This window comes from Paracoccus onubensis (assembly GCF_003591515.1).
In the GTDB taxonomy this organism is placed as follows: Bacteria; Pseudomonadota; Alphaproteobacteria; order Rhodobacterales; family Rhodobacteraceae; genus Paracoccus; species Paracoccus onubensis.
This window is the reverse complement of the sequence record NZ_QZCG01000015.1, coordinates 69,145-93,965: the sequence shown is the minus strand read 5'-3', so window position 1 is coordinate 93,965 and position 24,821 is coordinate 69,145. Positions and strand designations below refer to the sequence as shown.

The window sequence follows — 24,821 nt, the reverse complement described above, 5'->3', positions numbered from 1 at the left end:
CGGTTTTACACTTGGAAATATCGCTGTCCCTGCGCAGGCGGTCGTGTTGTGCGGCACATTGCGAAACCTGTCGGGTAAGCCGGCGGGCTACCGGCCGCAAGCTTGCCCGATAGTGGGATCAGATCCCCGCTTCGATGATTGCGCGGGCCAGCAATGGGACGGTGTTACGGTTCAGCCCGGCGATATTCAGCCGCGAATCCCCGACCATATAGACGGCGGAATCGGTTTTCAGCTTCTGCACCTGCTCGGGCGTGGCACCCAGTCGCGAGAACATGCCGCGATGCCTTGCGATGAAGTCGAACCGCTCGCTATTCGTCAGGTCGCGCAAATCGGAAGCAAGCTGTTCACGCAGGGCAAGCATGCCGCTGCGGATCTCTTCCAGCTCGGCGGCCCAATCGGCGCGCAGCCCCTCATCGTTCAGGATGGTGCTGACGATCCGGGCGCCGTGATCGGGCGGGAAGGAATAGGTCTGGCGGTTCAGGAAGGCCAGCGAACCTTGCGACTGATCGCGATCGGCGGTGTTGTCCGACAGCACGATCAGGTTTCCGGTGCGTTCGCGATAGATGCCGAAATTCTTCGAGCAGCTTGCCGCGACCAGAACTTCGGGCAGACGCGAGGCCAGAAGGCGGGTGGCCGCGGCATCGGCCTCCAGCCCGTCGCCGAAACCCTGATAGGCCAGGTCGATCAGCGGAATTGCCCCGGATTTTTCCAGAAGCGCGGCGATTTCTTCCCATTGTTCGGGCGTCAGATTCGCGCCGGTCGGGTTGTGGCAGCAGCCATGCAGCAGCACGATGTCGCCCTTGACCGCTTTGGCGACATCCTCCTTCATGGCGTCGAAATCGACATCGCGGGTTTCATTGTCGAAATAACGGTATTCGACGAAAGGCACCCCCATGAATTTCATGATCGACAGATGGTTAGGCCATGTCGGGTCCGAAACATGCACGGTCACATCCGGATTGGCCAGCCGCGCGAGTTCCAGACCCTGCCGCACCGCACCGGTGCCGCCGACAGTGGCCAGCGAAGCAAGCCTGTCGGTCGGGACATCGCCCAGCACCATTTTCGCCATGGCGCTGCGGAATTCGGGTTCGCCGGAAAGATTGGTATAGGATTTGGTGGTCTCGGCTTCCCAGATGCGTTGTTCCGCCGTTTTGACGGCGCGCATGACCGGTGTCACGCCTTCGGGATTCTTGTACACGCCGACGCCAAGATCGATCTTGCCCTGACGGGTATCCGCCTTGAACTCCTCGACCAGCATCAGGATCTTGTCGGGGGATTGCGGTTTCAGGTTCGACAGCATCATGCGTCTCCGGTTGCGATGTTCAGGTCTGGAAAGCTGCCCCATTCGGTCCAGCTTCCGTCGTAAAGGGAATGGTTGCGATGGCCGATCCGCTCCAGCGCAAGGCTGAGGATCGCGGCGGTCACACCGCTGCCGCAGCTTGTGATGGCGGGTTTCGACAGATCGACCCCGGCGGCTTCGAATTCGGCACGAAGCGCGTCCGGCGCTTTCATCGTGCCGTCCTTGTTCAGCAGGTGACCGAAAGGCAGGTTCTTCGCGCCGGGGATATGGCCCTTGCGAAGACCGGCGCGCGGTTCGTCCGCCTCGCCACGAAAGCGTTCAGGGGCGCGGGCATCGATGATTTCGTGATCATCCAGCTTGCTCGCCGCCGCGACCTGCGTGACGTCGCGCACCAGCCCGGCCTGCCGCTGCACGGTGATATGGCGGTCGCGCATGATCGGAGGCAGATCCTCGGTCTCGCGCCCTTCGGCCTGCCATTTCGCAAAGCCGCCATCCAGAACCGCGACATCGGACTTGCCCATCAGGCGGAATGTCCACCAGACACGGGCGGCGCTGCGCACATCGGAATTGTCGTAAACCACGATCTGATGGCCGTCGCCGATGCCCATGGCCCGCATCCGGCTGATGAACATCTCGACCGGGGGCGCCATATGCGGCAAATCGCTGCGTTTCTCCGAGATGGCGTCGATATCGAAAAACCGCGCGCCGGGGATATGTGCCGCGTCATATTCCGCCCGGGCGTCGCGGCCCGTGGCAGGCATATGCCAGCTTGCGTCCAGAATCCGCAGATCGGGATCGTTCAGGTGCTTGGCCAGCCATTCGGTCGAAACCAGCGTTTTCGGATCGTCCTGCATCACGCCCCCACAATTGGTTACTGCCTGATCTACAGGCGGAAGAGGCGGGCTGCAATGGTGCCGGCGCTCTCCCTGCGGGGATTTCTCAGACGTGAAGACTCCCTGTCGCGATCTCCCCTTTTTTGATCGCTGCCTGATCGCGGGCGTCACCACCGACCCGCCTGTATGACCCGATCGGTTACGGTGAGGTCGATTAACTAATACCGAAAAAAAATCTCCCCATTCAGCATTCAGTCACTAATACCTTGCAAATCTTCCTCTGCCTGAATCCGAAGCAGATCAGGCGCTGAAATTGTTGATCTGTCCAAGGTGGCAGGGTAGGAATTTTGCCTGTCCCGCAGAGCGATCTAAAGGGCGGGTTGTAACCATTATTTAGTTTGAGAGGGTATCGATGGGTACGCGTGATCTTTATGTGATCTATCTGGGTGAGGCAGCAAAGGGGGCTGGTGTCAGCCCCACAACCGGTCTTGCCGAATGGGATATCTTCGCCGAGGACGATCCCACGGCGCAGGTGGTCGAAAACGCAAAATCATTCATCGGCTACGATTCATCCAAATTTTTCGGGAATGCGCTCTGGAAACAGGCGGGAACCGCGACAATCACTTCCAATAATCCGTATGATGGCAAAACCTACGAAGATTCCGCCGCGGAAATTTATAACGACCCCAGTATCAAGCCAGGCACGATCACATGGGATGGTGAGACTACTACACTCGATGCGATAGAAGCTGTGAATGTAACTTTTACTTTCACGGACGGCAGTGAATATACCGATGAGGTAATTTTCATGCAGACCGTGGATGACAAAACCTTCCTTACTTCCTATGATGGAAGCTCTGTAAATTATACAAAACTTCCGATCGCGTCTATGCGTGTAAATACGGTCGAAGGGAGTCCCGATTTTGTTCTCGAGTACGATTTTAATGACCGGCCATTTGCCGTTCCATGCTTTACCCGCAATGTTCGCATCAAAACCGAAGATGGCGTGAAAAATGTCGAAGATCTGATTGTCGGTGATCGCGTTTATACCAAGGATAACGGGTTGAAGGACATCAAATGGATTGCATCCAGGCCGATCGACAGGCAGTCGCTGATTGACAATCCGAACCTGCGACCGATCAGGATCCGAAAAGGGGCATTGGGTTGTAATCTGCCCGAAGCAGACCTGATCGTTTCCCGTCAGCACAGGGTCCTTGTCCGTTCAAAAATCGCGCAGCGAGTATATGGAACCAACGAGATTCTTGTCCCGGCCAAGGACCTGCTGATGCTGGAAGGCGTGGAGGTCGTGGCGGATCTTGAGCCTGTCGAGTATTTCCATTTCATCTTCGACCAGCACGAGGTGGTCTATGCCAATGGGGCGGAAACGGAATCGCTTTATCCCGGGCCCGAGGCGGTAAAGATGATCGGCAGCGCGGCGATGGAAGAACTGCTTTTACTGTTCCCGCAATTGAACGAATGGAATGGTCAGCCCTCTCCCGCCAGACTTCTGGCGCGGGGTGCCAAAGCGCGCAATGTCATTTCCCGTCATCTGAAGAATGGCGTTCCCGTCTTCTCTGCGTGATCGCGGCCGGGCAGGGCCAATCGCTTTGCCCTGTCCGGCAAGATACTTTTCTCATTTCCGGGCAGCGGTTCTTTCTGCAAAGCCTTGGAGTGCCTGCCTGCTTCGAAGGTTGACGGAGTCTGGCTGTTCTATCCGCCCTGCTTCAACAGCCTTTGCTTCTGCCGGTTCCAGTCGCGCTTGGCCGAGGTTTCGCGCTTGTCGGCGACCTTCTTGCCCTTGGCGACGCCGATCTTCAGCTTCACCAGGCCCCGATGATTGAAATACATCACCAGCGGCACCAGTGTCATCCCTTCGCGCCCCACAGCCTGCCACAGTCGCGACAACTCGCGCTTGCTGACCAACAGCTTGCGGCGGCGGCGTTCCTCGTGCCCGAAGACCCCGGCACGGGACAGGGCGGCGATATGGGCATTGATCAGCCACAGCTCGGCATTCTCGACCGAGGCATAACTTTCGGCAATATTCGACTGGCCGGTGCGCAGGGATTTCACCTCTGACCCGGTCAGCATGATGCCAACCTCCAGATCGCTTTCGATGAAGTAATCGAAACGCGCCCGCCGATTTTCGGCAATTACCTTGTAATTCTTGTTATCTTTATCGTCAGCCATGACGGAGTCAGATAGGGGGCCGGGCATGGCTTGTAAAGATCGGCCATGCCGGGGATGGTGGCTACAGCATGGACGGAGGCGCAGATGAAACCCGGCAGACGCAACCTGATTACCGATGTGACGGGGCTGAAGGTCGGCAATGCGCAGGATACCCGGCTGCGCTCGGGCGTGACGGTTCTGACGGCGGATCGGCCCTTTGTGGCGGCGGTCAATGTCATGGGCGGTGCGCCGGGGACGCGGGAAACCGATCTGCTGGCACCTGACAAGCTGGTCGGGCAGGCCGATGCGCTGGTGCTTTCCGGCGGTTCCGGCTTCGGCCTGGCGGCGTGCGACGGGGTTATGGCAGCGCTTGCGGAGGCGGGCAGGGGTTTTGCCGTTGGCGCTGCGCGGGTGCCGATTGTGCCGGGCGCGATCCTGTTCGATCTGCTGAACGGCGGCGGCAAGGACTGGCGGGACAATCCTTATCCGGCACTGGGACGGGCCGCATATGCGGGGGCGGGGCGGGAATTCGCGCTTGGCAGCGAAGGTGCCGGGACCGGCGCGTTGACCCGGAACCTGTGGGGCGGGCTTGGCTCTGCCTCGGCGGTGCTGGAGAATGGGCTGACGGTCGGCGCTCTTGTGGCGGTCAATGCGCTTGGCTCGGCCACGGTCGGCGATAGCGCGCATTTCTGGGCCGCCCCGTGGGAACTGGAGGATGAGTTCGGGGGCCTTGGCCTGCCAGCGCATTTCCCGGCAGATGCCGAGCCTCAGCCCTATAAACAGCCGGGCGAGGCGACGACGATCGCCATTGTCGCCACGGATGCCGTTATGGACAAGGCCGGGCTTCTGCGACTGGCGACGGCGGCGCATGACGGGCTGGCGCGATCGCTGGTGCCCAGCCATACGCCGCTTGACGGAGACCTGGTTTTTGCGGTTTCCACCGGCAGGAAACCGTTGCCGGATGCAGTTTCCGCGCCCTTCCTGCTTGGCCATGCCGCGGCGACGAGTCTGGCCCGGGCGGTGGCCAGAGGCGTTCATGCCGCGCGTTCCGTCGAAGGAGACCGGCGGCTTTGCTGGCGGCAGCTTGCCGGGCAGCAATAAGCCGGCCCTTGCGGTTGCCCGAGCGAAACGCCATTAAGCAGCCGCCCGGAAGCGAAAGGAGCCCGCCATGGATCTGCTGACATTGCTGACCGCCCTTTCCGAACGGCTGGGTGATCTGAATACGGCGTTGCTGATCGGCATTCTGACCGGCGGGCTTTTCGGTTTCGCGGCGCAGCGTTCGGCTTTCTGCCTGCGCTCGGCGGCGGTCGAACTGGCGCGGGGACGCCCCGGCCCGCGCATGGCGATCTGGCTGATGGCGGTGGGCGCGGCGGTGCTGTCGGCACAGGCGGCGCGGATGGCGGGGCTGTTCGATACCGATACCGCGCAATTGATGAATTTCGCCGGAAGCTGGTCGGGCGCGGTGATCGGCGGGCTGATCTTTGGCGTGGGAATGGTGCTGGCGCGCGGCTGCTCGGGCAGGCTTCTGGTGCTGGCCGGCAGCGGCAATCTGCGCTGCGTGATGGCCGGTCTGGTCTTTGCCCTTGTCGCCCAATTCACCATTGGGGGCTTCCTTGCCCCGGTCCGGCGGGCCGTGAACGGTCTGGCGATGACCGAAGGCGGGCGGAATATGGATCTGCTGGCCCATTTCGGCGGCGGGCCGGTGCCGGGCATGGTGATCGGCGCGGTGATCCTGCTTGCCGCGTTCGGGCTGGCGGCGCGGGCGGGGACTGGCTGGAAAGCGGGCATCTTCGCCCTGATCGCCGGTGCGGCCGTGAGTATCGGATGGGTGCTGACCTATGCGCAATCGCAGGTCTCGTTCGAGCCGCTGGGCGTGGTCTCGGCCACATTCGCCGCGCCGTCCGCCACTGTCGTGATGTCGCTGATGACGGCGCAATTCGCCCTCGATTTCAGCCTTGGCCTGATTCCCGGCGTGTTCCTTGGCGCGTTTCTGGGCGCGCTTGTGGGCGGTGAGTTGCGGCTGGAGGGGTATCACAGCGTGCCGCAGATGCTGCGATCCCTTACTGGCGGGGCATTGATGGGATTCGGGGGCGTGCTGGCCGGCGGCTGTGCCATCGGGGCGGGGGTGACCGGGGTCTCGATCTTTGTCGGACCGCTGATGCTGGCGACCCTTTGCTTTTTCATCGGTGCCTGGGTTACGGATCGGATCGTGGATCACAAGGCGGCAGCTGCGCATGAGCCGGTGCAGCTGCAGCGGTAACGCATCTTTTGTGTTGCGCGATGGCCGGGGGATTTTGCATCCCCCGGACCCCCTGCAAGGTATTTGGACAAAGAAGAAGATGTGGAGCTGCTGGCGGGTATGATCGGATTACAGTCGTCCTGTTATATCTGATGGAAAAGAGCGGGATGAAAACCCGGTCGGAGAAAGCGTTTGCGGGCCGCATGGGTCTGGCGCGGCAGCTTCGGCTATTTCCGTGGATGCGCCGAGTGATAGACCGCCATCAGGCGGGCGTCGTCCACTCCGGTATAGACCTGTGTGGTGGAGAGATTGGCATGGCCCAGCAATTCCTGAATGCTGCGCAGATCGCCCCCGGCGGCCAGCAGATGGGTGGCGAAGGAATGGCGCAATGCATGGGGGGTGGCGGTCGGGGGCAGGCCCAGCGCGGCGCGGGCGCGGCGCAGCGAGGCGGCGACCACATCGGGACCAAGCCTGCCGCCGCGAACGCCACGGAACAATGGCTCATCCGGCGCGAGGCGCCACGGGCAGAGGCGCAGATATTCGGCCACGGTATCGCTTGCCACCGGCAATACCGGCACGCGACGCTCTTTTCCGCCCTTGCCGGTGATGGTCAGGGCGTCGCGAAAGGGCCATTCACGGCCATCCAGCCCAAGCGCCTCGGAAATGCGCAGCCCGCAGCCCCAGAGCAAAGTCATCACCGCCGTGTCGCGGGCCGCGACCCAGGGGGTGTCATGTCCGACAGCGACCATATCCAGCGCGTCCTGTGCCTGCTCGGGCGATAATGGACGCGGCAGCGAACGGGCATATTTCGGGCTGCGGCTGGACAGGGCGGCGGACAGGTCGAAGCCTTCGCGGTCCGATATCCAGCGCAGGAAGCTGCGCACCGCCGATTGCCTCCGGGCCAGCGATCTCGCGCCATATCCGCGTGCGCGTTCCGAGGCGGCAAAGGCCCGCATATCCGCCTGACGCAGCGAGGCCAGCGATTTCGGGGTTGCCGCCTCGCCGTGATGCGCGCCAAGAAAACCAAGGAACGCCAGCAGATCGGTGCGATAGGCGTTGATCGTATGCGCAGAGCGGCCCCTTGTCGCGCTTTCGGTGTCCAGCCAGCGGGCCAGTGCGTCCGACATGGCCGGAGCAAGGGCAAGCTGGCCGGACCCGGTCATGACCGGAGTCGCATCAGCAGAACGAGCCGGAAAATCTGCCCGAAAAAGCGCAACAGATCGGTGCCATGCGCGGGCATGAAGCGTGCGGCATCCGCGCTGCCCATGACCAGCATGGCGCGGGGAAGATCCGCGCCAAGATCAAAGGGCAGCAGCGCTTCGGACGCGATCTTGCGGGCATGGATCGGCTGGGTCACAGGCTCGGACGGGCGCAGGACGATATCATCGCCCCTTGGCGTCCGGCTGCCTGCGGCGACAATCCGGGCGATGCCGCCTTCCGGGGCAAGCACCACGTCTTCCGGCAGACCGGGAACCGCCGGGCTTTCCTCGATCACCAGCCGCAGCGTCTCGATGCGCAGAAGCGGTGCGATCGCGGATTGCAGGCTGTCCACGAACGCGGCCAGATCGGCGGTTTCCAGCAGACCGATGACCGCCCGATGAATGACCGCGGTGCTGGACTGGTTGTCATAGGCGGTGGCGATCACGTTCTCATGCTGCGCCTCCAGCCGGTCAAGGCGATGCTCAAGCGCCTCCATCGCACGGCCACGAATGTCGATCACGTTTTCGCCGATATCGGCCTCGCGGGCCGCGACAAGGGCCCGCATCAGATCGCGGTCGGCAAGGATGGCACCGGGATTGGCCAGCAGACGTTCGCGGGTCTCCTGATCCAGCGCCGATGCCGTCTCGGTATCCTGCCCGCGATCAGCCAATCTTCTGACCGGTCTTGGCCCAGTCGGCGGTGAATTGCGCCAGACCCTTGTCGGTCAGCACATGAGTCGCCATCGACTTGATGACATTGGGCGGCGCGGTGATGACATCGGTGCCGATCTTGCCGACTTCGATGATATGATTGACCGTGCGGATCGAGGCGGCAAGGATCTGCGTCTCATATCCGTAATTGTCATAGATCGTGCGGATATCCTCGATCAGATCGACCCCGTCCAGATGGATATCGTCCAGCCGCCCGATAAAGGGGCTGATGAAGGTCGCGCCGGCCTTGGCCGCGAGAATCGCCTGCGCGGGCGAGAAACACAGCGTCACATTGACCATATGCCCGTCATCCGACAGGGCGCGGCAGGCTTTCAGTCCGTCCCAGGTCAGCGGCACTTTCACGGTGATATTGTCGGCGATCTTCGCCAGCGTCTTGCCTTCGCGGATCATGTCATCGGCCTTCTCGGCCACGACCTCGGCACTGACCGGCCCATCCACCATCTCGCAGATTTCGCGGGTGACCTCGGTGATGTCGCGTCCGGCCTTGAGGATCAGCGACGGATTGGTCGTCACACCATCCACCATGCCCAGTTCATTGAGTTCCCTGATAGCGGAAACATCTGCTGTATCGACAAAGAATTTCATGGCCCGGCTCCATTCATGCGGTTCGATTGCCGTCATACTCCAGATGGGTTCCGACCGAAAGAGGGGCAAGGATTTTCACAGGCCCTTGCAACTGCACAGGAGGGTCGGGTTTATAGATGGGTGTTTCTGGAAGGGACGGTTCTGAAGCTTGACGGATCATTGCAGACATCGTGGCCAATTCCCCCGCGCGGAATCAAGGCCCGGCGGGCCGCCGCGCAGCGCCCGTCCGCCCCATTGGATGGGCGCTTTGGCGACGTTGACCTGCGGGTCGTGCGTCGTTCGGAGTTTCACCATAAAACGCGAACCGCAACCCGAGGGACGCCCACCCGGCGGACGGGCGCTGCGCGGCTTTGATCGGTCTGTGCATCGAAACGCCCCGACATGATCCACAAAAGCGCATCCGAATACTTCCCGGAACGCAGCCGCATCGCCGTGCTGACGACCGAACCCGTGGGGGTGCTTGACTATCTCGCGCCCGAGGGCGGCGTGCGGCGGGGGCAATTGGTGCGGGTGCCGCTGGGTCCGCGCCGGGTGCTGGGGATGGTCTGGGGCGAGGGCAAGGGGGATTTCGACCTTGCCAAGCTGCGCCCCGTCGGGCGGGCGATCGAGGCCGAGCCGTTCAGCCCCGGCTTCATCGACTTCCTGACCCGTGCCGCCGATTACACGCTGACCCTGCCGCCGCTGATGCTGCGCATGGCGACGCGGGCACCCGATCTGGATCGGCCGCCAGCCGCCCGTCGCGTGATCGTGCCGGCTGGCGATCCCCCTGCGCGGATGACCGAGGCGCGGTCGCAGGTTCTTCGGGTCATCGCCGATCATGGCGGCGCAAGTTTCGCGCCGTCGGAACTGGCACAGCTTGCCGGTGTGGGAGTGTCGGTCGTGAAGGGACTGGTCGCTCAGGGAACGCTGGCCGAGATCGAAGCGCCGCGCGATGTGCCCTATCCACGGCTTGATCCCGCATTGCCCGGAAAACCGCTTGCCGCCGATCAGCAATCCGCCGCCGACACGTTGCGGGCGGCGATCCGGGCCGGAGGTTATGGCACGACCCTGCTGCGCGGCGTCACCGGATCAGGCAAGACCGAGGTCTATCTGGAAGCCGTCGCCGAATGTCTGGCGCAGGGGCGGCAGGCGCTTGTCCTGCTGCCCGAAATCGCCCTTTCTGCCGAGTTTCTTGAGCGGGTGGAGGCCCGTTTCGGCGCTCGCCCCGGTGAATGGCATAGCGGCATCACCCGCACCGAGCGCCGTCGCCTGTGGCATATGGCGGGGCGGGGCGATGTCGGGCTGGTCGTGGGTGCGCGTTCGGCTCTGTTCCTGCCTTTCCGCGATCTGGGCCTGATCGTGGTCGATGAGGAGCATGACAGCAGCTACAAGCAGGAAGACGTAGTCTTTTACAACGCCCGCGACATGGCGGTGTTGCGGGCTTCGATTTGCGGCGCTCAGGTGGTGCTGGCTTCGGCGACACCCAGTCTTGAAAGCTGGGTGAATGCGGGCAGTGGAAAGTATCGCCGCCTCGATCTGCGGGCGCGCTATGGCGAGGCGGAACTGCCCGATATGGTGGCCGTGGATCTGCGGGCCGAAGATATGCCCACGGGTCGCTGGATCTCACCCCGGCTGGCGGCGGCGGTTTCGGCGCGGATCGAGAAGGGCCAGCAATCGCTTCTGTTTCTGAACCGCAGAGGCTTTGCGCCCGTTACCGTTTGCCGGGCTTGCGGCGAGCAGATCGGCTGTCATCAATGCGATGCGCGGATGGTCGAGCATCGGTTTCAGAACCGTCTCGTTTGCCATCAATGCGGCGAGACAAAGCCCATTCCGACGGCCTGCCCATCCTGCGGAGTCGAGGGCAAGCTGGCACCGGTCGGTCCGGGGGTCGAGCGGATCGCCGAGGAAGTGGCCGCGCTGTTCCCACAGGCCAAGGCGACAGTGCTGTCCTCGGATCTGTTTCACTCGGCGCGGGTGCTGAAAGAGACCATTGCCGAGATTTCCGAAGGCGATACCGATATCATCATCGGGACGCAGATCGTTGCCAAGGGGCATAATTTCCCGCGCCTGACGCTGGTTGGCGTGATCGACGCGGATCTTGGCCTGCAAGGGGCCGATCTGCGGGCGGCGGAGCGGTCGTTTCAGCTGATGCGGCAGGTGGCGGGCCGGGCCGGGCGGCAGAAGGGGGCCGAGCCGGGCGTGGCCGTGCTACAGACCCATCAGCCAGACCATCCGGTAATCCGCGCGATCCTGTCGGGCGAGGACGAGGCGTTCTGGAATGCCGAAGCCGAGGGGCGGCAGGCGATGGGGATGCCGCCTTTCGGGCGATTGGCGGGGATCATCCTGTCGCATCCCGATCTGGAGACCGTCGCGGCTTTTGCCCGCCATCTGGCCGCACATGCTGAACCCCTGCGTGAGGCCGGGGCCGAACTGTGGGGACCCGCGCCCGCGCCCATCGCCCTGATCCGGGGACGGCACCGGATGCGGATGCTGATCCACGCGCCGCGTCAGGCCGCGTTGCAAAATGCCATAGCCGACTGGCTGGCTCCGCATAAGCCCCCGACCAATTTACGGCTTTCCGTCGATATCGATCCGCAAAGCTTTCTGTGACGCCGCGCCCTTGTTGCCGGAACGGCGGTGGCGGCAGATCCCTTGCCCGACCGGCCGCTTGACAGCCCCTCGCGCCGAATTGACATTGATCCGTCACAACATGGGAGAAGGGATTATGAGGCTGGCCGATAAAAGGGCGATCGTGACCGGAGGCGGTTCGGGTTTCGGCGCGGGGATCGCCCGGAAATTCGCGGCCGAAGGCGCGAAGGTCGTGGTTGCGGATATCAATTCCGACGCGGCCGGGCGGATCGCGGATGAGATCGGGGGCATCGCGGTAGCAGTAGATATCGCGGATGGCGCAGGCGTGGCGGAACTGGTCGGGACCGCAGAGGACAAGCTGGGCGGGATCGACATTCTGGTGAACAATGCGGGCGTAACCCATTTGCCCAGCCTGCTGGAAGATGTCAGCGAAACGGATTTCGACCGCGTTCTGTCGGTAAATTGCAAATCCGTCTATCTGCTGTCGCGCGAGATCGTGCCCATCATGAAACGCGCCGGGCAGGGCAATATCGTCAATATCGCTTCGACTGCGGGTGTCTCTCCGCGTCCGAAGCTGAACTGGTACAATGCCTCGAAAGGCTGGTTGATCACCGCGACCAGGGCCATGGCGATCGAGCTTGCGCCATTCGGCATCCGGGTGAACGCGCTTAATCCGGTTGCCGGAGAAACGCCGCTGCTGAAAAGCTTCATGGGCGAGGATACCCCGGAAATGCGGGCGAAATTTCTGTCCACCATCCCGATCGGCCGCTTTTCCACGCCCGAGGATTTGGGCAATGCCGCCTGTTTCCTTGCCTCGGATGAAGCTTCGATGATCACCGGAGTCGCGATGGAGGTCGATGGCGGGCGCTGTATCTGAAACCCGGCCGGTTGCGCCCGGGCTGATGGGAAGGGACGGTTACCCGTTCTCGCGCAATATCCTGCCGGCCAGATAAAGCGAACCGCAGATCAGGATCCGGGCCTGAGGACAGGATTCGACGATCCGGGTGACGGCCTGCATCGGGCTTTCGGCGATCTGCGCCGTTATTCCCACCTCGCGTGCGAAACCCGCCGTCTCTTCGGCTGGAAGGGTGTTGGGTTCGCCTTCGATGCCGATGGCGGTCAGGCTCTCGGCATGGGTCGCAAGCGGGCGCAGATAGCCGGTGATATCTTTCGTGTTCAGCATCCCGCAGACCAGATGCGTCGGACGGGAGGGCAGGCCGGCAAGAACAGCTGCAAGCGCGTCTCCGCCCGCCGGATTATGGCCGCCATCCAGCCAGAGTTCCGCCTGCGGACCGGCGGCGCGGGCCAGCGGACCGTGGGTCAGGCGCTGCATCCGGGCGGGCCATTCCGCGCCGGTCATGGCTGCGCGGGCCTGCGCCTCATCCGCGCCCAATTCGCGCAGGGCAGCAAGCGCGCTGCCGGCATTCTGTATCTGGTGATCGCCGATCAGATTGGGGCGCGGCAGATCCCATAATCCGTGATCGTCCTGAAAGATGATTCCCCCGCGGTCGGCGGCAATCTGCCACTGCTGGCCGTAAATGGATAGCGGCGCCGTCAGCCCCGAAGCGCGGGCCTCGATCACGCGCAGGGCTTCCTCTTGCTGCGGACCGACGATGCAGGGGGTGCGGGGTTTGATGATGCCCGCTTTCTCGCCCGCGATCTCGGCCAGCGTTTCACCCAGATATTGGGTATGGTCGATACTGACAGGAGTAATGATCGTCAGGCGCGGGTCGGGGATCACATTGGTGGCGTCCAGCCTGCCGCCAAGGCCGACTTCCAGCAGGGTGTAATCGGCGGGAACGCGCGAGAAAGCGAGGAAGGCGGCGGCCGTGGTGATCTCGAAAAAGGTGATCGGCTGGCCGCCATTCGCGGTTTCGCATTCCTCCAGCGCGGCGGCGAGATCGGGTTCGGCGATCAGCTTGCCCGCAAGCCGGACACGCTCGTGAAAACGCGCCAGATGCGGCGAGGTATAGACATGGACAGACGCGCCGCCAGCCTCCAGCCCCGCGCGGATCATGGCGAGGGTGGAGCCCTTGCCATTGGTTCCGGCGATATGGATCACAGGAGGAATTCGACGCTCGGGATTGCCAAGCGCGGCGAGGATGCGGTGCATCCGGTCCAGCGACAGGTCGATGACCTTGGGGTGCAGCGACATGAGGCGGTCGAGAATGGTGTCAGAATGGCTCATGCTGCACAAGCCGGGGGCGCTGCCCCCGGACCCCCGAGGTATTTGGACAAAGAAGAAGGCGTCAGGATGCCGGTTTTTCCTCGGCCGTCGCGATTTCGGCAGCAGGTTCCGGAGGAGGCAGGTCGGCACGGGTCGGGGCAGGGAGGCCGCCCAGCATGCGCAGCACCGAGATCAGTTCGTCGCGCAGCTGCTTGCGATGCGTCACCCGGTCGAGCATGCCATGTTCCAGCAGATATTCGGCGCGCTGGAAGCCCTCGGGCAGTTTTTCGCGGATGGTCTGCTCGATCACCCGGGGGCCGGCGAAGCAGATCAGCGCGCCGGGTTCGGAGATCTGGATGTCGCCCAGCATCGCATAGCTGGCAGTGACGCCACCGGTCGTCGGATGGGTCAGGATGACGATATAGGGCAGCCCGGCCTCTTTCAGCATCTCGATGGCGACGGTGGTGCGCGGCATCTGCATGAGGCTGAGGATGCCTTCCTGCATCCGGGCACCTCCGGCGGCGGAAAACAGCACGAGCGGGCGACGCAGCGCCACGGCGCGTTCGGCAGCGGCGATGATCGCGTTGCCGACATACATGCCCATCGAGCCGGCCATGAAGCTGAAATCCTGCGCGGCAAGGATAACCGGCGTGCGGCCCATCTCGCCTTCGGCGACCAGCATCGCTTCTTTCTCGCCGGTGGATTTCTGCGCTGCCTTCATCCGGTCGGGATATTTCTTCTGGTCGCGGAACTGCAGCGGATCGGCCAGCGGCTCGGGCACTTTCACCTCGCTGAACACACCGCCGTCGAACAGAGCGGCAAAGCGTTCGCGCGGTGTGATCGCAAGGTGATGGTCGCAATTGGTGCAGACGTTCAAGTTATCCGACAATTCCCGATGGAACAGCATGGTTCCGCATTCGGGGCATTTGGTCCACAGGTTCTCGGGCACATCGCGGCGCGAGAACAGCGAGTTGATGCGCGGGCGGACGTAATTGGTGATCCAGTTCATTGCGTGCGGCCTTTGCTGTTTCCCCGTTCCAATTAGGGGGGAAGGACGGGAATTGCAATTCCCGCATGGCCGGGGCTAGATGGCGCAATGTGGGCTTCGATCCTGGTATTCGTTCATGCATTGATTGCCGTGGCACTGATTGGCCGCGTGTTGCTGAGACCTCGGCTGGACCCCTCGGCGCGGCTTGCCTGGATCATGGTGATCGAGGCATTGCCGCTGCTTGGAATCATCGCCTATCTGCTGTTCGGCGAAGTGCGGATGAACCGGGCCGAGGTGCAGCGTATGGCGGATGTGCGCGACCGGTTGACCGGATTGCGCCTGCCCAGCAGCCGGGTCCTGAGCGAGCCGCCGAATTTCGCCCGGCCGGTGATCGCCGCCAATGCCGCGGTGGGCGGGATGCCGGCGGTGACCGGGAACCGGTTGCGCCTGCTGGAGGAATCGGATGCCGCGATCGATTCGATGGTCGATGCCATCGACGATGCGCGGGATCACGTCCATGTGTTGTTCTATATCTGGCTGCCGGATCCCAGCGGCCGGAAGATCGCCGAGGCGATTATCCGCGCCGAATCGCGCGGGGTCGAATGCCGGGTGATCGTGGATGCCCTTGGCTCGCGTGGGCTGGTGCGCTCGGAACTGTGGCAACAGATGAAGGATGCGGGCGCCGAATGCGTGACCGCCTTTCCCTGGGGGCTTCCATTCATCAGCTTTCTGTTCCAGCGGGTGGATTTGCGCAATCACCGCAAGATCGTGGTCGTGGACAACCGGATCGCCTTTACCGGCAGCCGCAATTGTTCGGACATGGCCTTTGCGGTCAAGCCGCGTTTCGCGCCCTGGATCGATATCCTGGTCTCGGTCGAGGGTCCTGTCGTGCGGCAATTGCAGGCGGTCTTCCTGGCCGACTGGATGAGCTATACGGGCCGCGATCTGGGCGATATGCTGAAGCTTGTGGACGGCGTCGCGGAGCCCGGCATGATCGCGCAGGTCGTGGCGACGGGGCCGGATCTGCGTGAAGGCAGCGTGTCGGATTGCCTGTCCGCGATGATCCATGCCGCGCGCGAGCGGGTGACGATTACCACGCCCTATTATGTGCCTGATACGGCTTTGGACACCGCGATCAGGGCGGCGGCGCGGCGCGGCGTCAAGGTGACCATGATCCTGCCCGCGCGGAACGACTCGCTGGTTGTCGGATCGACAAGCCAGGGGTTCTACTACGGGTTGCTGGCTGCCGGGGTCAGAATTTTCCTGTTTCAGCCCGGCTTGTTGCATGCGAAGATCCTGACGGTAGACGGGCGCATGACCATGATCGGCAGCGCGAATCTGGACCGGCGCAGCTTCGAGCTGAATTACGAGGTCAACATGACGCTGTTCGATTCGGATTTCGTCGCCGGGCTGGACCAGAGACAGCAAAGCTATGTCGAGCGATCGCGCGAGATTTCGCTGGACGAAGTGCGGAACTGGAGCTGGCTCAGGCGGCTGCGCAACAACCTTCTCGCGCTGGCATCGCCGCTTCTGTAGACGGGACCGCCCGCGCCGGACATCTGGACGGAAGGAGAGGAAGATGAGCAATGAGGATTGGGCAAACCGGAGTTGCGAACCCTGCCGGGGCGGGGTTTCGCCCATGGCCCGCGACGAGATCCGGCAAGAGCTTGCCGATCTGACCGGCTGGAGCCTGTCGGAGGACGGGACCACCATTTCCCGGCGGTTCGAATTCAAGGGATTCGCCAAAGCCGTCGAGATGGCCAATCTGGCGGCATGGCTTGGCAACAAGCAGGGCCACCATCCCGACATTTCCTTTGGTTGGGGGTATTGCAAGGTCGCCTTTACGACCCATGATTCAGGCGGAGTGACCGAAAACGACCTGATTTGCGCCGCGAAACTTAACGCATTGGTCGCCTGATGCTTGTTCCCGGATGCGTGTCGGTTTATGCCCGGATTAGTTTTTATCGGGGATATTTAAGATGGCATTCGGATTGAAGGCCTGGTTGGCTCCTCCTGTCCGTGAAAAGGCCGCGCAGAAATGGTCTGTATTGTCAGAATCATTGCGTAACGGGGGGCGGCCGCCCGTGCGAAGCCTGCGCGAAGAGGCAGTCAAACTGTATCGCGAGGTTGGCACATTTCTGCAGCTTTCGGACCCTCGGGCGATTCGCGCCCGTCAGGGGCTGGGCCGGGTCGTGTCCCGACCGGGCACCGACTGGGCATGGCGGCCGGGGATTATGTGCGGTCCGGTCATTCCTGCCGGGATAGCGGCGCCGGGGGCCGGACAGAAACTGGCCGATGAGATCGCGGTCTGGCATGATTGCGAGCATCGGGCATTGATCCTGCGGCAATTGCAGAACCGGGATGCCGGGGATAACGCGCCATTCGGGCTGCGGCTTGAGGTGATGGCATTCACCGGCAGCTATCTGTCCCTGTCGCTGGATCTGCCCGCCGATATTCTGGATGGGCTTGGCAAGAGCCATGTCATCCAGCTTGAGACGGCTTTCCGGACCGAGACTCCGCTGACCGTTTATGGCCGTTTGAATCTCGTTCAGGGGCCCAATACCGAACAGGTGCTGCGCGAGCTTCGGATTCCCGAAGGCGCGACAAGCGATTACAGCATTGGCGAATATGATCTGGCCTATGCCGATCTGTCCGACAGACCGGTCGAGAAGGTCTGGCTGGACCTGATTTTCACGTCGCCATATATGAATGCCGTCACCATTCGCGATATCGCACTTGTGCGTTATCCGCGGGCCGAGATGTAGGAGTTTCCGTGTTGCAATTTGAAAATCATGGATTGAAGGCGGGGATCTGGACCGGGATGCTGACCGCCGCCCAGGCGCCTGCCCGCGTCGCCTTGGTGCATCTGGGCGAGATCGTGGCGCTTGCCAATCTGTCCGCGGCCGAAGGCGAGGGGCTTTGGCAGGTCACGGTCGAATTGCCCGCGTCGTTCCTGTCGGATGGCGCACATAGCCTGATCCTGATCGCGGATGGAGGGCAGGATGGGGATGCGCCGCAGCCGGATGCGGTGGAACTGGATCGGCTGCATCTGATGGCAGGCGCTCCGCTGGAGTATGAGCTGGTGGCCGAAATCAAGCTCATGCGTGCCGAGCTTGATCTTCTCAAGCGTGAATTCCGCCGGCTCGCGACCTTCGAATAAGCGGCGCGTTTCCGCGTCATCTGCTTGTCACGCTTCCTTGCGAAAAGCGGGGGTGATGGCTATACGGGATTTCCGTTTTCGCCTCGAAGGGTTGCCAGATGTCCGAATTGCAGACGCCCTATTACCTGATCGACAAGGCGCGTCTGCGCGGCAATATGGAAAAAATTGCCCTTCTGCGCGAACGTTCGGGCGCCAAGGCGCTGCTGGCGTTGAAATGTTTCGCGACATGGTCGGTTTTCGACTTCATGCGCGAGTTCATGGATGGCACGACCTCGTCCTCGCTGTTCGAACTGCGGCTGGGGCACGAGGAATTCGGCAAGGAAACCCATGCTTATTCCGTCGCCTGGGCCGATCACGAGATTGACGAGGCGCTGGGTTATGCCGACAAGATCATCTTCAACTCGCTGGGCCAGCTTGACCGCTATGCCGACCGGGCGAAGGGGACCACAACCGGGCTGCGCCTGAATCCGCGCTTTTCGACCAGCGGTTTCGATCTGGCCGATCCGGCGCGGCCGTTTTCGCGGTTGGGCGAATGGGACACGGCCCGGCTTGACGCGGCGCTGGACCGGATCAGCGGGGTGATGATCCATTACAATTGCGAGAATGGCGATTTCGACCTGTTCGACCATCAACTGACCCGGATCGAGACCGAGTTCGGCGATATTCTGGGGCGGCTGGACTGGGTCAGCCTTGGCGGCGGGATCCATTTCACCGGCGACGGTTATCCGCTGGAGCGGCTGGCCGATCGTCTGGCCGCATTCAGCCAGAAATTCGGCGTTCAGGTTTTTCTGGAACCCGGTGAGGCCAGCATCACCGGGGCGGCGACGCTTGAAGTCTCGGTTCTGGACCTGATCAATAATGGCAAGGACGTCGCCATCGTGGACAGCAGCATCGAGGCGCATATGCTGGATCTGCTGATCTATCGCGAGACCGCGAAACTGCCACAGGATGGCACGCATGAATATCAGATCGCGGGCAAGACCTGCCTTGCGGGCGACATCTTCGGCGAGGCGCGGTTCCCGCAGCCGCTGAAGATCGGCGACCGGATCAGCATCGAAGATGCGGCGGGTTATACCATGGTCAAGAAAAACTGGTTCAATGGTGTGCCCATGCCCGCTATTGCGATCCGCGAAGAGGACGGACAGGTGCGCCCGGTCCGCCGCTTTACTTACGACGACTATAAAGGCAGCCTGTCATAAGGCGACCCAACCTCTGCCACCCCCCGGAAGGAGACAGAATTGGCGAAGAAGAATATCCTCATCATTGGCGCAGGCGGCGTCGCTCAGGTCACCGCGCATAAGGTCGCGCAATGGGCCGGTGAGTTCGGCGAGCTGCATATCGCCAACCGCACCAAGGCCAAAGCCGACAAGATTGTCGAGTCGCTGCGTGAAAAGGGTCACGAGATGGCCTTTACCAGTCATGAACTGGATGCTCTGAATCCCGACAATGTCGAGGCGTTGCTGAAGAAGATTGATGCGGGCGTGGTGATCAATGTCGGCACGGCATTCATCAATATGACCGTGCTGGAAGGCTGTATTCGCGCGGGCGCGGCCTATATCGACACCGCCATCCACGAAGACCCCGGCAAGGTCTGTGAGGCGCCACCATGGTACGCGAATTACGAATGGAAACGGCGCGAGGATGTGGCAAAGGCCGGGATCACGGCGATTCTGGGCGCGGGCTTTGATCCGGGCGTGGTGAACGCTTATGCCCGCTTTGCCGAGGACGAGTATTTCGACAAGATCGAGTCGATCGATATCGTCGATATCAATGCGGGCAGCCATGGCAAATGGTTCGCCACCAATTTCGATCCCGAGATCAATTTCCGCGAATTCACCGGCACGGTCTATTCCTGGCAGGGTGGCGAATGGCAAGAGAACAAGATGTTCGAGATCGGCCGCGAATGGGATCTGCCCGTGGTCGGCAAGCGCACCGCCTATCTGTCCGGCCATGACGAGGTGCACAGCCTTTCGGCCCGCTACAAGGATGCGGATGTCCGTTTCTGGATGGGTTTCGGCGATCATTACATCAATGTGTTCACCGTGCTGCAAAATCTTGGCCTTCTGTCCGAGCATCCGGTGACGACCGCCGAAGGGCAGGAGGTCGTGCCCCTGAAACTGGTCAAGGCGGTTCTGCCGGACCCGGCCAGTCTTGCGCCCGAATACGAGGGCAAGACCTGCATCGGCGATCTGGTCAAAGGCAGCCTGAACGGCAAGGCGGGCGAGGTATTCGTCTACAACGTCGCCGATCACAAGGATGCCTTTAACGAAGTCGGCAGTCAGGGCATCAGCTATACGGCGGGCGTTCCTCCGGTCGCGGCGGCGATCCTGATCGCGCGCGGCGTCTGGGACGTCAAGAAGATGGTGAATGTCGAGGAACTGCCCGCGCGCCCGTTCCTGGAACTTTTGGGCGAAATGGGTCTGCCGACGCGGGTCATCGATTCCAAAGGCGATCATCCGATCTGACCGGATGACCTGACGGGGCGAATGAAAAGGGCCAGCGAAACCGCTGGCCCATAATCATTTTAACCGGCCAAAATGCCGAAAAGCTGCAATCTTATCCCTCAGGAAGCTGCTCAGCGACCTGATTCACCGCCGCTTCGATCTGCTTGCACTGGGCATCGACCGTCGTGCTTTGCTGGCTGGCGGCTTCTTCAAGCGAGATTTCCGCGCCGCCGCCCGAAACCGTACCTTCGGCACCTTTTTGTTCGGCAGCCGCACCGGCATCAGCATCGCCCTCGGGCAACATGGCGATCATTTTCTCTTGCGACGCGACCGCTTCTTCCCCGGAGAAACCCTGCTCCTGGCAGAATTTGAGGATCCCCAACTGGTTGCGTGCCGCTTCATAGACCTCTGCCGGGTCTACGGCACCTGCCGCGGGCGCTTCTGCCGCCGGCGCTGCCGGTGCTTCGCCGGTTTCCTGTGCGAACGCTGCGGATGCCGCAAGGGTGACGCCGAGAGCGAGGGTAATTTGGCGGAACATATGTAACTCCTTTTCCGTCATGCAGGTGCGCGGCTCATGACGCGCACTCGGACATAACGACCTCTGCCAGAATTGGTTCGCCGCGTGGACCGGCAATCATGGCTGCGCGCGGGGTCCCGCCGATTCCGGCATTTTCACGACCTTCGTGTCGGCAAGAAAATGCCTGCCGGGCGCGTGGGCAGGCCCGCACCGGACAGGGGGTCGGGCATCTGGTAAGCCCGTCGCGCACGACAAGGTGACCGCCGGACTGTGCGAGACTTCTTGAAATATGCGGGGACTGATGGCACCCGCAGGACGGTGGGACAAAGCCGGAAAAGCGATAATGCGAGCAAGTGCGATGATCTGGATTCAACGACTGGTGGCTGTGGTCTTCCTGGCCGGTCTTGCGGCCCTGGTCGTGGCAGTGGTCCTGTTGATCCGTCAGGCAGAGGGTGTTCCGCCCATGCCGATCTTTGCCGGGCTTCTGGGTGCGGCAGTGTTGATATTACTGGCCGGTGCAAGCCTTGCCCTGATATCCATCGCCGGTTCCGCAAGACGCAGCGCCGATGCCCTGCAACGGATGGCCAGAGCGGGGGGCTTTGTCGCCGGGCTGGCGGATAACGCAGATCCCGATTCGCAACCGGCCACCAGCGACATCACCGAGGACGCCATGCGCCCCACACGTCCGCAGGGAAAGAAGCTGGTCGCGACACGTTAGAGCCTGTCGCGCTGAATCGGAAACACCGGTTACTTGCGTCCCGCGATGGCCGGGGGCGCTGCCCGTCGCCGGCTGGTTCTTGAACCAGTGGCGCACCAGCCGGCGACCCCTGAGGTATTTACCGCAAAGAAGAAGGGGAGGAGGGAAAGCGAATCCGGGCAGGCGCTAGAGCTGTTTGCGGGGGTGGGCCTGCCGCGTGGCGGGATTACTTCCGACCGATCCGCGGTTCCGAGCCGTCCAGAAGCCGGGAAATATTGGTTCTGTGCCGGATAAAGATCAGTACGGCCATGAACAGGCTGACTGGAATCAGATCGAATCTGCCCATGGCCCATGCCAGAATGGGGGAGAATGCGGCGGCCAGCAGGGCCGACAGGCTGCTGATCCGGCCAAGTGCGGCGGCCAGAAGCCAGATGGCGCAGGCGCCAAGACCAAGCGGCCAGTGTAGCGCGATCAATGTGCCAAGGAACGTCGCGACTCCCTTGCCGCCTCTGAAGCCTAACCAGACAGGAAAGCAATGGCCCAGATAGGCGGCGCCGCCCGCCAGTATCGCCGCCGTATCGCCTGCGAAATAACGGGCAAGCAGAACCGCAGCGGCGCCTTTGCCGGAATCCAGCAGCAGCGTCGCCAAGGCGGCGGGCCTGCTGCCGGTGCGCAGCACATTGGTCGCGCCTATATTGCCCGATCCGATATTGCGCAGATCCCCCAGCCCCAGGAGCCGGGCTATGATCATGCCAAAAGGAACCGAACCCAGAAGATAGCCCAGCACTGCCCACAGGATCAGCGTCATGCCTTGCCTCCGAAGACGCGCTTTCCGGCAACCCATGTGCCTAATACGCGCCCCTCCATCCTTGCGCCGTCGAAGGGGGTGTTCTTGGATTTCGACAACAGTTTGAAACGGTCCAGAACAAAAGGCGCGTCGGGATCGAACAGCACCAGATCGGCGGGCGCGCCCTCGGCCAGCCGCCCGGCGTCAAGCCCAAGCCTGCGGGCGGGGTTCAACGCCAGGGCCCGCCAAAGCTGCGGCAGGGTCAGCCCGCCCTGATGGTAAAGCCGCAAGGCGGCAGGCAGCAGCGTTTGCAGACCGACAGCACCGGGTGCGGCAGCCTCGAATGGCAGGCGCTTTGATTCCTCGTCCTGAGGCGTGTGGAAACTGGCGATCACGTCGATCAGCCCATCGGCAACGGCCTGCACCATGGCCAGCCTGTCGGTTTCCGGTCGCAGCGGAGGGGTGAAGCGGAAGAAGGTGCGGTAATCGCCGACATCGTATTCATTCAGCGTCAGATGGTGAATCGAGACGCCTGCGGTGACATCCAGCCCGGAATCATGGGCGCGCGCCAGAGCGGGCAGGGAGTCGGCGGTCGTGACCTGATCCGCATGCCAGCGACAGCCGGTCATGGCGACCAGAGAAAGATCGCGTTCCAGCCCCATCACCTCGGCCATGGGCGAAACCGAGGGGATGCCGTAAAGCGAAGCGAATTTGCCGCTTGTGGCCGCCGCGCCTTTCGACAGGCCGGGATCCTGCGGATGACCGACGATCAATGCGTTCAGGCCGCGCGCATAGGCCATGCAGCGGGACAGAAGCTTGGTGTCGGTGACGACACGGACGCCGTCGGTAAAGGCAACCGCGCCCAGATCGGCCAGAAAGCCGATCTCGACCATCTCGCGCCCTTCGCGCAATTTGGTCAATGCCGCCATGTGCCTGATATTCACCGGCGCATCCGCGGCCCTGCGCGTCACGAATTCCAGCGATTCAGGGTTGTCGATAGGCGGCATTGTATCGGGCCGCGCGATCACCGTCGTCACGCCGCCCGCCGCAGCCGCAAGCCCCGCGCTGCGGAAACTTTCCTTGTGCCGTTCTCCGGGCTCGCCGATCTTGACGCCCCAGTCGATCATGCCGGGAGCAAGCGCCCGCCCCTCGCAATCGATCACCGCCGCGCCCTCGGGCGGGGCTTCGTCCGGCGCGCCGGTTCCCTTGATCTGCCCGCTTTCGATCAGGAGGCTGCCCATTGCGTCACTTTGCATCTCGGGGTCGATCAGGCGGGCATTGGTGAAAACGGTGGTCACGCGCGGGTCCTGGGCTTTCATATTCATACCATGACTCCCGCTGCGGCCTTGCCCCGCTCGGCCCGCAGGTTCCGTGCCAGAAGGTCAAGCGCGGCCATGCGCACGGCCACGCCCATTTCGACCTGATCCTGAATGACGGAACGGTTGATGTCATCGGCGATCGTCCCGTCGATCTCGACGCCGCGATTCATCGGGCCGGGATGCATGACGATGGCGTCGGGCGCGGCAAGCGCCAGCTTTTCCGCATCCAGACCCCAGCGGTGATAATATTCCCGCTCGGACGGGATGAACCCGCCATCCATCCGCTCGCGCTGGAGGCGCAGCATCATGACGACATCCGCGTCCTTCAGCCCCTCGCGCATATCCTCGTAAATCTCGACGCCCATTTCGGCGACGCCCGAGGGCATTAGCGTCGAGGGGCCGATAAGGCGGATCCGGTTCTCCATCTTGCCCAGCAGGATCAGGTTCGAGCGCGCCACCCGGCTATGGGCGATATCGCCGCAGATGGCGATTGTCAGGCGATGCAGCCGGCCCTTGCTGCGGCGGATGGTAAGCGCATCCAACAATGCCTGGGTCGGATGTTCATGCCGCCCGTCGCCGGCATTGACGACGGCGCAATTGACCTTTTCGGCCAGAAGATTGACCGCGCCGGAATGCGGGTGGCGCACGATCAGCAAGTCCGGATGCATGGCGTTCAGGGTCAGTGCCGTGTCGATCAGCGTTTCGCCCTTCTTCACGCTGGAATGCGCCACGGCCATGTTCATCACATCCGCGCCCAGCCGCTTGCCCGCCAGTTCGAAACTGGCCTGTGTGCGGGTCGAGTTCTCGAAGAACATGTTGATCTGGGTCATTCCCGCCAAAGCGTCAGAATGTTTCACCGTCCGTTGATTGAGCGCGACATATTCCTCGGCCAGATCCAGCAGGGTGGTGATTTCCGCGGGCTTCAGATGATCGATACCCAGCAGGTGACGGGCGCGGAAAGTCATGGGCGGCCTCGAGTCGCAGTGGCGTTGCCTTTCTATCGCAGAAGCCGCCCGGTGCGGCAAGACGCCCCGGGGATCTGGGTATCATCACCTATGGCCACGCCGCCCGCCGCTTTCCGCCGCCTTTCAGCCAATAGCCGGGATTTCGATTGCCGAGT

24 protein-coding genes are annotated in these 24,821 nt (G+C 62.5%); 12 read left to right on the top strand and 12 right to left on the bottom strand.

Going from position 1 to position 24,821, the window contains the following annotated elements; translation table 11 throughout:
• Positions 1 to 118: 118 nt before the first annotated feature.
• Complete coding sequence (locus D3P04_RS19470) at positions 119 to 1,300, bottom strand: amino acid aminotransferase (protein WP_119751541.1); 1,182 nt, start codon at positions 1,298 to 1,300, stop codon at positions 119 to 121.
• Positions 1,300 to 2,154 (bottom strand): 3-mercaptopyruvate sulfurtransferase, encoded by an 855-nt coding sequence (gene sseA / locus D3P04_RS19465; protein WP_119751540.1) that lies wholly within the window; start codon positions 2,152 to 2,154, stop codon positions 1,300 to 1,302. The genes D3P04_RS19470 and sseA overlap by 1 nt, the downstream gene beginning before the upstream one ends.
• Before the next feature lie 391 nt (positions 2,155 to 2,545).
• On the opposite strand from sseA, the gene D3P04_RS19460 reads away from it, so the two are divergent.
• Positions 2,546 to 3,715, top strand: a complete 1,170-nt coding sequence (locus D3P04_RS19460; protein WP_119751539.1) for a Hint domain-containing protein — start codon at positions 2,546 to 2,548, stop codon at positions 3,713 to 3,715.
• 128 nt (positions 3,716 to 3,843) lie between these two features.
• On the opposite strand, the gene smpB is transcribed toward D3P04_RS19460, so the two are convergent.
• Complete coding sequence (smpB, locus tag D3P04_RS19455) at positions 3,844 to 4,320, bottom strand: SsrA-binding protein SmpB (protein WP_119751538.1); 477 nt, start codon at positions 4,318 to 4,320, stop codon at positions 3,844 to 3,846.
• An 84-nt stretch (positions 4,321 to 4,404) separates the two neighbouring features.
• Between smpB and D3P04_RS19450 the strand changes: the two genes are divergently transcribed.
• Positions 4,405 to 5,400 (top strand): P1 family peptidase, encoded by a 996-nt coding sequence (locus D3P04_RS19450; RefSeq protein WP_119751537.1) that lies wholly within the window; start codon positions 4,405 to 4,407, stop codon positions 5,398 to 5,400.
• A 67-nt stretch (positions 5,401 to 5,467) separates the two neighbouring features.
• Positions 5,468 to 6,559 (top strand): YeeE/YedE family protein, encoded by a 1,092-nt coding sequence (locus tag D3P04_RS19445; RefSeq protein WP_119751536.1) that lies wholly within the window; start codon positions 5,468 to 5,470, stop codon positions 6,557 to 6,559.
• A gap of 206 nt (positions 6,560 to 6,765) precedes the next feature.
• Here D3P04_RS19445 and D3P04_RS19440 read toward each other — a convergent pair whose 3' ends face one another.
• The 3 genes from D3P04_RS19440 to fsa are packed head-to-tail and all read right to left on the bottom strand — an operon-like array spanning position 6,766 to position 9,054.
• Positions 6,766 to 7,701, bottom strand: coding sequence for a tyrosine recombinase XerC (locus D3P04_RS19440; protein WP_119751535.1), 936 nt, complete (start codon positions 7,699 to 7,701; stop codon positions 6,766 to 6,768).
• Positions 7,698 to 8,408, bottom strand: a complete 711-nt coding sequence (locus D3P04_RS19435) for a DUF484 family protein (RefSeq protein WP_119751534.1) — start codon at positions 8,406 to 8,408, stop codon at positions 7,698 to 7,700. Before D3P04_RS19435 ends, D3P04_RS19440 begins: the two co-directional genes overlap by 4 nt.
• Positions 8,401 to 9,054, bottom strand: a complete 654-nt coding sequence (fsa, locus tag D3P04_RS19430; protein WP_119751583.1) for a fructose-6-phosphate aldolase — start codon at positions 9,052 to 9,054, stop codon at positions 8,401 to 8,403. The genes D3P04_RS19435 and fsa overlap by 8 nt, the downstream gene beginning before the upstream one ends.
• Positions 9,055 to 9,435: 381 nt before the next feature.
• Between fsa and D3P04_RS19425 the strand changes: the two genes are divergently transcribed.
• Both D3P04_RS19425 and D3P04_RS19420 read left to right on the top strand, forming a co-directional pair.
• On the top strand, positions 9,436 to 11,643 hold the full coding sequence (locus tag D3P04_RS19425) for a primosomal protein N' (protein ID WP_119751533.1): 2,208 nt from the start codon (positions 9,436 to 9,438) through the stop codon (positions 11,641 to 11,643).
• A 115-nt stretch (positions 11,644 to 11,758) separates the two neighbouring features.
• Positions 11,759 to 12,499, top strand: a complete 741-nt coding sequence (locus D3P04_RS19420; protein WP_119751532.1) for a glucose 1-dehydrogenase — start codon at positions 11,759 to 11,761, stop codon at positions 12,497 to 12,499.
• A 39-nt stretch (positions 12,500 to 12,538) separates the two neighbouring features.
• On the opposite strand, the gene D3P04_RS19415 is transcribed toward D3P04_RS19420, so the two are convergent.
• Entirely contained in the window at positions 12,539 to 13,810 is a 1,272-nt protein-coding gene (locus D3P04_RS19415) for a bifunctional folylpolyglutamate synthase/dihydrofolate synthase (protein ID WP_119751531.1), read from the bottom strand.
• 61 nt (positions 13,811 to 13,871) lie between these two features.
• A complete protein-coding gene (gene accD / locus D3P04_RS19410; protein ID WP_119751530.1) occupies positions 13,872 to 14,798 on the bottom strand; it encodes an acetyl-CoA carboxylase, carboxyltransferase subunit beta in 927 nt (308 codons plus the stop codon).
• A gap of 87 nt (positions 14,799 to 14,885) precedes the next feature.
• On the opposite strand from accD, the gene cls reads away from it, so the two are divergent.
• The 6 genes from cls (at position 14,886) to D3P04_RS19380 (ending at position 20,402) form a co-directional block, all read left to right on the top strand.
• Positions 14,886 to 16,313 (top strand): cardiolipin synthase, encoded by a 1,428-nt coding sequence (gene cls, locus D3P04_RS19405; protein WP_119751529.1) that lies wholly within the window; start codon positions 14,886 to 14,888, stop codon positions 16,311 to 16,313.
• A gap of 43 nt (positions 16,314 to 16,356) precedes the next feature.
• Entirely contained in the window at positions 16,357 to 16,695 is a 339-nt protein-coding gene (locus D3P04_RS19400; RefSeq protein ID WP_232845091.1) for a 4a-hydroxytetrahydrobiopterin dehydratase, read from the top strand.
• 61 nt (positions 16,696 to 16,756) lie between these two features.
• Positions 16,757 to 17,542, top strand: coding sequence for a DUF6478 family protein (locus tag D3P04_RS19395; RefSeq protein ID WP_119751528.1), 786 nt, complete (start codon positions 16,757 to 16,759; stop codon positions 17,540 to 17,542).
• Positions 17,543 to 17,553: 11 nt separating this feature from the next.
• Positions 17,554 to 17,937: a hypothetical protein gene (locus tag D3P04_RS19390; protein ID WP_147391961.1), complete on the top strand. Its 384-nt coding sequence runs from the start codon at positions 17,554 to 17,556 to the stop codon at positions 17,935 to 17,937.
• Positions 17,938 to 18,035: 98 nt separating this feature from the next.
• Positions 18,036 to 19,136 carry a carboxynorspermidine decarboxylase gene (locus D3P04_RS19385; RefSeq protein WP_119751526.1) on the top strand — a complete coding sequence of 367 codons (1,101 nt, stop codon included), beginning with the start codon at positions 18,036 to 18,038 and terminating at the stop codon, positions 19,134 to 19,136.
• A 39-nt stretch (positions 19,137 to 19,175) separates the two neighbouring features.
• Positions 19,176 to 20,402 carry a saccharopine dehydrogenase family protein gene (locus tag D3P04_RS19380; protein ID WP_119751525.1) on the top strand — a complete coding sequence of 409 codons (1,227 nt, stop codon included), beginning with the start codon at positions 19,176 to 19,178 and terminating at the stop codon, positions 20,400 to 20,402.
• A gap of 91 nt (positions 20,403 to 20,493) precedes the next feature.
• Here D3P04_RS19380 and D3P04_RS19375 read toward each other — a convergent pair whose 3' ends face one another.
• The gene (locus D3P04_RS19375) at positions 20,494 to 20,919 is read right to left on the bottom strand and encodes a pore-forming ESAT-6 family protein (protein ID WP_119751524.1); all 426 of its coding nucleotides are present in this window, start codon (positions 20,917 to 20,919) and stop codon (positions 20,494 to 20,496) included.
• Between the two features lie 337 nt (positions 20,920 to 21,256).
• Here D3P04_RS19375 and D3P04_RS19370 point away from each other — a divergent pair, with 337 nt between their 5' ends.
• Entirely contained in the window at positions 21,257 to 21,616 is a 360-nt protein-coding gene (locus D3P04_RS19370; protein WP_182912936.1) for a hypothetical protein, read from the top strand.
• Positions 21,617 to 21,821: 205 nt separating this feature from the next.
• On the opposite strand, the gene plsY is transcribed toward D3P04_RS19370, so the two are convergent.
• From plsY to D3P04_RS19355, 3 genes are read right to left on the bottom strand one after another with little or no spacing between them, the layout of a single operon-like run.
• On the bottom strand, positions 21,822 to 22,403 hold the full coding sequence (gene plsY, locus D3P04_RS19365) for a glycerol-3-phosphate 1-O-acyltransferase PlsY (RefSeq protein WP_119751522.1): 582 nt from the start codon (positions 22,401 to 22,403) through the stop codon (positions 21,822 to 21,824).
• Positions 22,400 to 23,680 carry a dihydroorotase gene (pyrC, locus tag D3P04_RS19360; protein WP_119751581.1) on the bottom strand — a complete coding sequence of 427 codons (1,281 nt, stop codon included), beginning with the start codon at positions 23,678 to 23,680 and terminating at the stop codon, positions 22,400 to 22,402. The genes plsY and pyrC overlap by 4 nt, the downstream gene beginning before the upstream one ends.
• Positions 23,681 to 23,703: 23 nt before the next feature.
• Positions 23,704 to 24,666, bottom strand: a complete 963-nt coding sequence (locus D3P04_RS19355) for an aspartate carbamoyltransferase catalytic subunit (RefSeq protein WP_119751521.1) — start codon at positions 24,664 to 24,666, stop codon at positions 23,704 to 23,706.
• Positions 24,667 to 24,821 lie beyond the last annotated feature (155 nt).